This window comes from uncultured Desulfovibrio sp. (genome assembly GCF_944324525.1).
Taxonomy (GTDB): Bacteria; Desulfobacterota; Desulfovibrionia; order Desulfovibrionales; family Desulfovibrionaceae; genus Desulfovibrio.
The window spans coordinates 45,029-54,142 of sequence record NZ_CALUWS010000015.1 but is presented as its reverse complement, the minus strand read 5'-3'; the positions used below and the strand labels follow the sequence as shown (position 1 = coordinate 54,142).

9 protein-coding genes are annotated in these 9,114 nt (G+C 64.0%); all 9 read right to left on the bottom strand.

Annotated features, from left to right (window positions below):
• Positions 1-72: 72 nt before the first annotated feature.
• The 9 genes from Q0K12_RS05775 to Q0K12_RS05735 all read right to left on the bottom strand — a co-directional run bounded on the left by Q0K12_RS05775 (position 73) and on the right by Q0K12_RS05735 (position 9,075).
• Positions 73-579 carry a hypothetical protein gene (locus Q0K12_RS05775; protein WP_297260914.1) on the bottom strand — a complete coding sequence of 169 codons (507 nt, stop codon included), beginning with the start codon at positions 577-579 and terminating at the stop codon, positions 73-75.
• Positions 580-629: 50 nt separating this feature from the next.
• Positions 630-1,628 (bottom strand): bifunctional oligoribonuclease/PAP phosphatase NrnA, encoded by a 999-nt coding sequence (locus Q0K12_RS05770; RefSeq protein WP_297260912.1) that lies wholly within the window; start codon positions 1,626-1,628, stop codon positions 630-632.
• On the bottom strand, positions 1,615-1,905 hold the full coding sequence (locus tag Q0K12_RS05765; RefSeq protein WP_297260919.1) for a DUF503 domain-containing protein: 291 nt from the start codon (positions 1,903-1,905) through the stop codon (positions 1,615-1,617). Before Q0K12_RS05765 ends, Q0K12_RS05770 begins: the two co-directional genes overlap by 14 nt.
• A gap of 324 nt (positions 1,906-2,229) precedes the next feature.
• Positions 2,230-3,090, bottom strand: a complete 861-nt coding sequence (locus Q0K12_RS05760) for an FAD/NAD(P)-binding protein (protein ID WP_297227615.1) — start codon at positions 3,088-3,090, stop codon at positions 2,230-2,232.
• A gap of 37 nt (positions 3,091-3,127) precedes the next feature.
• Positions 3,128-4,195 (bottom strand): 4Fe-4S dicluster domain-containing protein, encoded by a 1,068-nt coding sequence (locus Q0K12_RS05755; RefSeq protein WP_297260910.1) that lies wholly within the window; start codon positions 4,193-4,195, stop codon positions 3,128-3,130.
• Entirely contained in the window at positions 4,192-5,640 is a 1,449-nt protein-coding gene (locus Q0K12_RS05750; RefSeq protein ID WP_297260907.1) for a hydrogenase iron-sulfur subunit, read from the bottom strand. The genes Q0K12_RS05755 and Q0K12_RS05750 overlap by 4 nt, the downstream gene beginning before the upstream one ends.
• The gene (locus tag Q0K12_RS05745) at positions 5,628-7,589 is read right to left on the bottom strand and encodes a CoB--CoM heterodisulfide reductase iron-sulfur subunit A family protein (RefSeq protein ID WP_297260905.1); all 1,962 of its coding nucleotides are present in this window, start codon (positions 7,587-7,589) and stop codon (positions 5,628-5,630) included. The genes Q0K12_RS05750 and Q0K12_RS05745 overlap by 13 nt, the downstream gene beginning before the upstream one ends.
• Complete coding sequence (locus Q0K12_RS05740; protein WP_297260903.1) at positions 7,586-8,494, bottom strand: CoB--CoM heterodisulfide reductase iron-sulfur subunit B family protein; 909 nt, start codon at positions 8,492-8,494, stop codon at positions 7,586-7,588. Before Q0K12_RS05740 ends, Q0K12_RS05745 begins: the two co-directional genes overlap by 4 nt.
• Positions 8,491-9,075, bottom strand: a complete 585-nt coding sequence (locus Q0K12_RS05735; RefSeq protein ID WP_297260901.1) for a 4Fe-4S dicluster domain-containing protein — start codon at positions 9,073-9,075, stop codon at positions 8,491-8,493. Before Q0K12_RS05735 ends, Q0K12_RS05740 begins: the two co-directional genes overlap by 4 nt.
• Positions 9,076-9,114: the final 39 nt, after the last annotated feature.

Sequence of the window (9,114 nt, the reverse complement as noted above, 5' to 3'; positions counted from 1 at the left end):
ATTCGGCTCTTGGCAGAAAACCTCCAGCTTCATGTCTGAACGGAGGGTGAACAACGTGTTGACACTCTACATCTAGATGTCGCGGCGCAGACCGTCCGCTCTCCTGTGGACATCGCCGGGGCCGTTGAAGCCTCCGTTATTGAGGCCGGGCCTGCCGTCGCGGCGGGAACGCCTGGTTCTGTAGTCGTCGCGGCGGGAACGCCTGGTTCTGTAGTCGTCGCGGCGGGTACGTCTGGTCCTGTAGCCGTCGCGCGGTTCCGGTCTGCCCGGATGGGGCGCACCGGGCCGTCTGCTGGGCCGCGTGCGGTTGGGACGGCGTCTGCTGGGCCGCGTGCGGTCGGGACGGCGTCTGCTGGGCCGGGTACGCCGCGTCCGGCGTCGGTTGCTGGGCCGGGTCCGTCTGGTGCGCCGCCTGTTTGAATGCTTCCACGGCTCAGCCTCGGCTTCATCCAGCCCCAGCAGCGTGGGGGTGACGTAGGCCAGGCCCGCGGCCACCAGGCCCAGCAGGAAACGGCGTCGCGCAGTCGGCGTCCGTTCCGGTTCATCGACAGTGTTCTGCACTCGTCCATGCTCGTTCATGATTCCCTCCTGTCATGGAGCATTGCTGAGTTTTCCTGTCAGCCATGCTGTCAAAGAACGGCAGTGACAGCCTTGAGAAGGGTCTCGGCCGCCTGGGCGGCCTCCATGCGCAAGGTCCCTCCTGCCGCATTGCGGTGCCCGCCGCCTCCCAGTGCGGCGGCGGCAGCCCGCACGTCCGTTTCGCCGAAGGAACGCAGGCTGAACTTGTGGACGCCGGGCGCGTCTTCACGCAGCAGAGCGGCGGCCCGTACTCCGGCGAGGCGGCGTATCTGTTCCACAAAGCCTTCCAGATCTTCCTTCGTTGCTCCGCTGCTCTGTAAATCATCCAACCGAACGGCACAAAAGGCAAGCGTTCCGTTGGCCAAAAGTTGGATGCGCTCCATCAGCCGCGCCCAAAGGCGCATGCGGCCCATGCTCCAGCAATTTTCCAGCTGCTGGCGCAACAGGGCGATGTCGCAGCCGTTTTCGACCAGATGGGCCGCCAGATGCAGCACGGCCGCGCTGGTGTTGCCGTGGGCAAAGCCTCCCGTGTCCGTGATGAGGCCGAGGGCCAGCGCCTGAGCGAGCTTGCCCGTCAGCGGCAGACCGGCGCTGATGGCCACATAGGCCACCAGCTGGGCCGTGGCGGCGGCCTGCGGTTCGATCCAGTTGTCCAGGGTGCCCATGCCGTCGCTGCCCAGGTGATGGTCGATGTTGACGCTGATCAGGCCGGGCAGGGCTTTTTCCAGCTCGTCGCCGAGGCGGTGCGGTTCGCCGCAATCCAGCAGCAGCGCGGCGGCGGGGCGGAAGGGCAGGCGCTGCAAGGTGTCGTGCATGCTGCCGGGCAGGGGGAGGAAGCCGAGGTACGGCGGGACGCCGCTTTTGCTGTAGAGCACGCATTCCTTGCCGAGGCCTTGCAGCAGGCAGCCCGCGGCCGCCACGGAGCCGAGCGCGTCGCCGTCCGGATTGACGTGTCCGGCGATGATGACGCGGTCCAGCCCGCGCAGCGCCTCGGCCATGCGGGCGGCCGGAGCGCGCCAGGCTTCGGGGATCAGATCAGTCGGCTGCATAGATTTCCACCTCGCTCTCGGTCATTTCTTCGGGACAGACGGCCTCCATCATCAGGGCGCATTTGTCCATGCGGCTGCGCAGGTGGCTTTCGCTGTTGGACAGGGACACCACGGCCAGGCGCAGGCGGGTAAGGCTGTCTTCGGTACCGGCTTCGGCCACGGCCACATTGAAGCGGTTGCGCACCTTCTGTTTGAGACTGTTGGCCACGCGGCGCTTGGCCTTGAGGTTGTCGTTGCCGTGCAGGGCAAATTCCACGGTCAGGACCGCCATGAACATCGTTGACATGCCGCCTCTCTCTTTTGCGTATCTGACGCGACTATGCCCAAATGCTCCCGTTCCCGCAAGAGCGTTTCACCTTTGAAAAAGGTGAAACGCGGGACGGCGGCACAGCGCCGCCCGGCCGAAATCAAGCGGAAAAACCGCGTTTTTCCGCGAAACGCCAGACTGTATGGTGTGAAACGCAACGCGTTTCACACTGGAAATGCTCAAGAGGACAGGGATCCTCCGGGCCCGGGCGGAGAGACCGCACGCGTCCGCAGGCACGAAAAAAGGCGGTGGAGCCAGGCTCCACCGCCATATGTGAGGCGTTGCGCCGCGGGATTAGAGTTCCGGCGGCAGACCGTTCAGCTGCTTCAGCGTGAAGACGGGGCCATCGATGCAGACATAGTGGCTGCCGATGTTGCAGCGGCCGCAGATGCCGATGCCGCACTTCATGCGCTTTTCCAGCGTGGTCACGATGTTTTCATGCTGGAAGCCCAGCTTTTCCAGAGCCTGCAGCGTGAACTTGATCATGATCGGCGGGCCGCAGAGCACGGCCACGCAGTTGTCCGGCTTGGGGCCGATCTCGGTCAGCACGTTGGGGATGAGACCCACCTTGTGCTGCCAGCCTTCGGCCGGATTGTCGATGCAGAGGTGGCAATCCAGGTCGGGATTGTCCAGCCAGCCCTGCAGCTCATAGCTGAAAGCCATGTCGCTGGGGCTCTTGGCGCCGTAGAGCAGGCTGACCTTGCCGTAATCCTTCTTGCGTTCGAGGATGTGCAGCATGATGGTACGGATAGGAGCCATACCGATGCCGCCGCCCACGAAGAAGATGTTTTTGCCCTTCCAGTCCTCGTAGGGGAAGAAGTTGCCAAGGGGAGCGCGCACGCCCACCTTGTCCCCGGCGGAGAGACGATGGATGGTGGAGGTCACTTCACCGGCCTGCATGACGGAGAACTGGAGGTAATCCTTCATGGACGGCGGCGAATTGATGACGAAGGTGGATTCGCCGGCGCCGAAGACCGAGAGCTGGCCCACCTGGCCGGGTTCGTACTTGAAGTTGGCCATCTGCTCGGGATCGTCAATGACCACACGGATGGTCTTGATGTTGCCCGTTTCCTGAATGGTTTCCACCACAGTGGCCGCCATGGGCTTGTAGGGATTGCCCTGCGGGAGCGGACGGGGGGTCAGCTCGCGCAGCATCCCTTCCTTTTTGCTTTGAGTCGCCATGTCTTAACCTCTACTTAGCGGCCTTGTCGGCGTTGATGGCATCCAGCACGATCTGACGGATGTCCAGGCTCACGGGGCAGTTGCTGATGCAGCGGCCGCAGCCGTTGCAGGAGAAGGTCCCCCAGTTCTCCGGATAGGTGGAGAACTTGTGCGAAACGCGGTTGCGCATGCGCAGGGCCTTTTCCATACGCGTATTGTGCCCGCTGGCTTCACGGGTGAACAGGGGCGACATGCAGTTGTCCCAAGTCCGCAGACGGCGGCCGCCCTTTTCGCTGGTGGGTTCGCCTTCGTCCGTGATGTTGAAGCAGTAGCAGGTGGGGCAGAAGTAGGTGCAGGCCCCGCAGGAGAGGCAGCGGTCGGTCTCGCGGGTCCAGAAGTCCACATCGGTGAACTTGGCCGCGACCTTGGCCTGCGCTTCCTTGAGGTTGGGAGCCTTGACCAGCGTGGCCCACGCGGCCTTGCGCACGTCTTCCATCTCCTTGAAGCGATCCGCGCCGTCATCAAGGCCGCTGCCTTCCAGCAGCGCGTCGCCCTTGGGGGTGATGCCCTGCAGGATGTAGCCGTCCTTGAGCTCGGTCATCAGGATGTCGGAGCCTTCCGGGGAGGAAGGACCGCCGCCGACCCAGTGGCAGAAGCAGGTGTTGCAGCCGCTGTTGCAGGTCAGGGTGATGACGGTCAGCTTTTCGCGCCGGGCCTTGTAGTAGGGGTCGGCGATGGGGCCCTTGAGGTAGGGACGGTCCAGCGTGACGTAGCCGCGGGCGTCGCAGGGACGGGCGGCAAAGACCACGGTGGTCTCGGCCTGCGGGGTGTCGTCCAGTTCCAGCTTGACGTTCTGCGGGTTGGCCTTGTCCTTGACCTTGCGGTAGCTGACAAGGGTCTCGCACTGGGGCAGCACCGCAGCCTTGGCGGGCACGGTGGCCTTTTCCAGCGTGAATTCCTTGCCTTCCTTCCACGGTTCGAAAACCACGGAACGCTTGTCGGCGGGCTTCACCACAGGGGCCAGCACACGGGCGTCCTTGGAGAGGTGAGCCAGAAACGCCGGGAGGCCCTCAGGCTTTACAAATCGGGTGATGCTCATTTCCACTCCCTCTCATGAATGTTCTTTTCTTCCACTTCGTAGCCCAGGAGCGGCGGCACGGCCTCGGGATCGACGCCGGACTTGTAGCCGTCGAAGAGCTGAGCCACGGCGCGGGCGATCTGCTGACGCAGGGCCAGGATCGGGATGCCCACGGGGCAGGCGCGCTGGCATTCGCCGCAGCCGGTGCAGCGGCCGGCCAGGTGCATGGCATGGATGGTCTGGAAGAAGAGTTTGTCGCGGGTGCTGTCTTCCTGCGAGATCCAGTGGGGTTCGCGGCTTTCCGCAATGCAGTAGTCGCGGCAGACGCACATGGGGCAGGCGTTGCGGCAGGCATAGCAGCGGATGCAGCGTTCCATCTGGCCGCGCCAGAAGGCAAGGCGCTCGTCCAGGCTCATGGAGTCGAGCAGGGCCAGCTCCGGCGGGGTGTAGGGGCCGGGCTTCACTTCGGTGGGCGTGCCGATGAGAGTGTCGGAGAGCACCGCGGTGGGCATGGTGCAGCCGTAGCACTTGCCCTGCGCGAAGTCGTTCATGCAGAAGCGGTGTTCCTTGCCGTCGGCGGTGATGGTCACGCCGGCTTCGTCATACTCCACCTTGTCGATGGTGGTGTAGCGGCCCAGTTCCTGATTGACGCGGGCCATATCCAGCGTGCCCTCGCAGGGCATGGCGAAGATGGTCACGTCCTCACGGTTGATCAGGTTTTCCTGCAGCAGTTCCACCACGGACTTGGCGTCGCAGCCCTTCACCACGATACCCACCTTCTTGCCCTTGTACTGGGGCAGGTAGACGGCGGGGTTGTTCACGTTGAAGGGACCCCACACCAGCTTGTCCACGTCTTCAGGCGTACGCATGAAGAGCGGCACGGTGCGGGCGGCGTCGTAGCCCTGCTGCCAGCCGATGACCACATCGAGTTCGGGCAGCTTGGCCTTGATGGCGGCCTTGAGCTCGTCCAGCTTGTTTTTCTGGCCGGTGCCCAGAGGACGCAGCGAGGTCAGGGCCATGTCCACGACCTTGAGCAGCGGTTCCGGGTCTTCCAGCTTCGGCGCGGGGCCGAGGTCGTGGATACGCTTGGTGAAGGTCTGCACCACATGCTGCCAGCGCTGGCCTTCGGAAGCGGACACCCAGGTGTACTCGAAGCGACGGTCGTCGATGCCGAGCACGGGCAGGAACTGCTTCAGCACTTCCAGGCGGCGGCGGGCATAGAAGTTGCCCGCGGCATAGTGGCAGTCGCGCGGATGGCAGCCGGAGACCAGCACGCCGTCGGCGCCGTTGAGCAGGGCCTTCACGATGAAGAGCGGATCGATGCGGCCCGAACAGGGGACGCGGATGATACGCAGGTCGGTAGGCTGTCCCGCACGGGCCGTACCGGCGGTGTCGGCACCGCCGTAGGAACACCAGTTGCAGAGAAAACCCACAATTCGCAGTTCTTTGCCGTTCAGCACTGGCATAGCGTGTTAACCTCCGCAAGAATCTGGTTGTCGGTGGCGTGGGAGAGCTGGATGGCGCCCTGCGGGCAGGTGGAGGTGCAGAGGCCGCAGCCCTGGCAGACGGTTTCGATGACCTGAGCGTACATCTTGCCGCGGAACTCCACTTCCTTGATGGCGCCGAAGGGGCAGCAGCGGATGCACTTGCCGCAGTCCACGCAGCGCTTCATGTCCACGCTGGCGATCTGCGGGTCGTTCTCCAGCTTGTCCTTGGAGAAGAGGCCCAGCACCTTGGCGGCGGCGGCGGAACCCTGGGCCACGGAGGCCGGGATGTCCTTGACGCCCTGGCAGACGCCCGCCAGATACACGCCGGCGGTATTGGTCTCCACAGGCTTCAGCTTGACGTGGCTTTCCAGGAAGAAACCGTAGCTGTCGTAGGAGATGCGCAGCTTTTCGGCCAGCTTGGGCGAACCCTTGGCGGCTTCCACGCCCACGGCCAGCACCACGAGGTCGGCCTTGATCTCCACGCCTTCGCCGAGCAGCGTGTCCACGCCGCGGACGATGAGGTGGCCTTCGCCGTCAGGATAGATCTTGGAGACGCGGCCGCGGATGTATTCCGTGCCGTATTCTTCCATGGCGCGGCGGGTGAACTCGTCGTAGATCTTTCCGTTGGCGCGGATGTCCATGTAGAAGACGAAGGATTTGGAATCCGGGATGTGGTCCTTGGTCAGGATGGCCTGCTTGGCGGTGTACATGCAGCAGAAGCCGGAGCAGTACGGACGGCCGATGGAGCGGTCACGCGAACCCACGCACTGGATGAACACGATGTTCTTGGGCTCCTTGCCGTCGGAAGGACGCTTGATGTGCCCTTCGGTGGGGCCGGAGGCCGAGAGCAGGCGTTCGTACTGCAGGGAAGTCACCACGTCGGGGTAGCGTCCGCCGCCGTATTCTTCATAGACCGTCCAGTCCATGAGGTCGTAACCGGTGGCGGCCACGATGCAGCCCACTTCCTCGGTGATGATCTCATCCTGCTGTTCGTAGTTGATGGCGCCGGTGGGGCAGACCTTGGCGCACACGCCGCATTTGCCCTTGGTGAGCTGGCGGCAGTGTTCGGGATTGATGACGGCCTTCTTCGGGATGGCCTGCGGGAAGGCGATGTTGATGGCCGTGGTGGGGCCCACCAGCTCGTTGAAGGTATCCGGGGTCTTCTTGGCCGGACACTTTTCCGTACAGGCGCCGCAGCCGGTGCACTTGTCCCAGTCCACATAGGTGGCGCGCTTGCGGATCTTGATGTTGAAGTTGCCCACGTAGCCGGAGATGTCTTCCACCTCGGACTTGGCGTACAGCGTGATGTTGGGATGCTGGGCCACGTCCACCATCTTCGGGCCGAGGATGCAGGCCGAGCAGTCCACGGTGGGGAAGGTCTTGTCCAGCTTGGCCATCTTGCCGCCGATGGTGGCCTCGCGCTCGACGAGCACCACCTGGATGCCGCCTTCGGCGCAGTCAAGGGCGGCCTGGATGCCGGCCACGCCCGCGCCGATGATCAGCACGCGCTTGTTGATGTCGAAGGACTTGGCCTTGAGGGGCTTGTCGTTGCGCAGCTTGGCCACGGCGATCTGGACGAGTTCGGTCGCCTTGTTGGTGTTGGCTTCCTTGTCCTTGCCGATCCAGGAGACATGCTCGCGGATGTTGGCCATTTCGAACATGTAGCGGTTCAGGCCGGCGCGTTCCACCGTGCGGCGGAAGGTCGGCTCATGGATGCGGGGGCTGCAGGAGGCGACGACCACGCCGTCGAGCTTGTGCTCGTGGATGGCCGCCTCGATGGCCGCCTGTCCCGGCTCGGCGCAGGTATACATGATGTCCTGGGCCAGCACCACATCAGGGAACATCCGCGCATTCTCGGCCACCTTGGCGCAGTCCACGGTGCCGGCGATATTGCTGCCGCAATGGCAGATGAAGACGCCTATTCTCATGCCTTGTCTCCTTCGGGAGCCTTGCTGTAGGCAGCAGGCTGATCCAGCTTGCGCAGCAGATTGTCGGCGCTGACGCACAGTTTATCCAGCCCGAGCGCGCTGGGCGCGAGGCCGAAGGCGATGCCCATGAGCTGGGTGTAGTAGAGCACCGGCATGCTGAAGGCGACGCCCGCTTCCTTGGCCGCCTGCTGCTGGCGCAGGTCGAGGTTCATCTGGCAGAGCGGGCAGGCCACGACCACGGCATCCACGCCCAGCATGGTGGCCAGGTTGAGGATGCGGCCGGTCAGGCGGGCCGTCATGGCGCGCTCGGGGATGCCGTAGGAGGCGCCGCAGCATTCGGTCTTGAGGGGGAAGTCCACCATTTCCGCGCCGCAGGCGGTGAGCAGGCTTTCCATGAGGGTGGGGTTCTCGGGATCGCCGAATTCCATGACCTCGTGCGGACGGCTCATGAGGCAGCCGTAGTAGGCGGCCAGTTTCAGGCCGGCCAGGGGCTTGCGCACGCGCGCGGCGATGGCGTCCGTGTCATAGGCGCGGGCGATGCCCTGCATGACCGAAAGAGTTTCGGGCAGGTTTTCGGACAGCGGCTCGTCCAGCAGCTCGTTCACGCCGGCGCGGAACTCGGGGTTCTCCAGCCGCTTGGCCGCATGGCGCAGGTTGGACAGGCAGCTCGGGCAGGGCGTCAGCACCATGTCGGCTTTCTGGCGGGCGGCCAGGTCGAGGTTGCGCGCGCTCAGGGCCCCGGAAAGCTGGGTGTCCACAGCATGGGCGGGGGTGGAGCCGCAGCAGCTCCAGCCGCGGATTTCTTCCATCTGCATGCCCAGCGCGGCGCAGACGGCCTGCGTGGACTTTTCGTAATCGGCGGACGATCCCGTCGCCGAACAGCCGGGATAGTAGGCTATCTTCATGCGCGTACCCCCTGACGATTGGCGCGTTCCTGATACCGCTTGAAGATGCGGCCCACGGCTTCGGCTCCCTCTTCAGGCGTCTTGTGGGGCTTGAAGCCGAGCTTGCCCTTGGCCAGAGCGGCGGGGGCAAGGTCCACGTCGGTGAACACACGCATGGAGCGCAGCATGTAGAGCACCATGGTGCCGATCTCGTAGGTGCGGCCGTACTTGCGCACCGTGGCAAGGAAGGAAGTCCAGAATTTGTCCACCTTGGGCACGGTCACAATGCCTTCCTTGCGGGCCATGTGCCGCAGGGTCTCCATCACGCCGGCAACGTCGATGTTGTTGGGGCAGCGCTGACTACAGGTGGAACAGGAAAGGCACATCCAGATGGAACGGGAATTCAACACCTTGTTTTTCAGGCCCAGCTGCACGCCGCGCATGACCTGATTGACCTGCAGGTCGTAGACGAAGCCTGCGGGGCAACCGGCAGTGCAATTGCCGCACTGGTAACAGGTGGAAATCCTCTGACCGCTCTGGGCGTCCACTGCCGCCGTGAAGTCGGTATCGCGCATCCGGCTTAGTTCAATGGCGTCGTTCATGGGATCTCACAGGGTTAAAGTCTGAAGGACCGGGGCGTA

What these genes read in the sequence shown, in the direction of transcription:
- Q0K12_RS05760 (WP_297227615.1), bottom strand. Translation starts at nt 3,090, where the DNA reads ATGCTGCGCGAGCTGACCCCCCGTCCGCTCCCGCAGGGCAATCCCTAC.
- Q0K12_RS05745 (WP_297260905.1), bottom strand. Translation starts at nt 7,589, where the DNA reads ATGAGAATAGGCGTCTTCATCTGCCATTGCGGCAGCAATATCGCCGGC.
- Q0K12_RS05765 (WP_297260919.1), bottom strand. Translation starts at nt 1,905, where the DNA reads ATGTTCATGGCGGTCCTGACCGTGGAATTTGCCCTGCACGGCAACGAC.
- Q0K12_RS05740 (WP_297260903.1), bottom strand. Translation starts at nt 8,494, where the DNA reads ATGAAGATAGCCTACTATCCCGGCTGTTCGGCGACGGGATCGTCCGCC.
- Q0K12_RS05770 (WP_297260912.1), bottom strand. Translation starts at nt 1,628, where the DNA reads ATGCAGCCGACTGATCTGATCCCCGAAGCCTGGCGCGCTCCGGCCGCC.
- Q0K12_RS05750 (WP_297260907.1), bottom strand. Translation starts at nt 5,640, where the DNA reads ATGCCAGTGCTGAACGGCAAAGAACTGCGAATTGTGGGTTTTCTCTGC.
- Q0K12_RS05755 (WP_297260910.1), bottom strand. Translation starts at nt 4,195, where the DNA reads ATGAGCATCACCCGATTTGTAAAGCCTGAGGGCCTCCCGGCGTTTCTG.
- Q0K12_RS05735 (WP_297260901.1), bottom strand. Translation starts at nt 9,075, where the DNA reads ATGAACGACGCCATTGAACTAAGCCGGATGCGCGATACCGACTTCACG.
- Q0K12_RS05775 (WP_297260914.1), bottom strand. Translation starts at nt 579, where the DNA reads ATGAACGAGCATGGACGAGTGCAGAACACTGTCGATGAACCGGAACGG.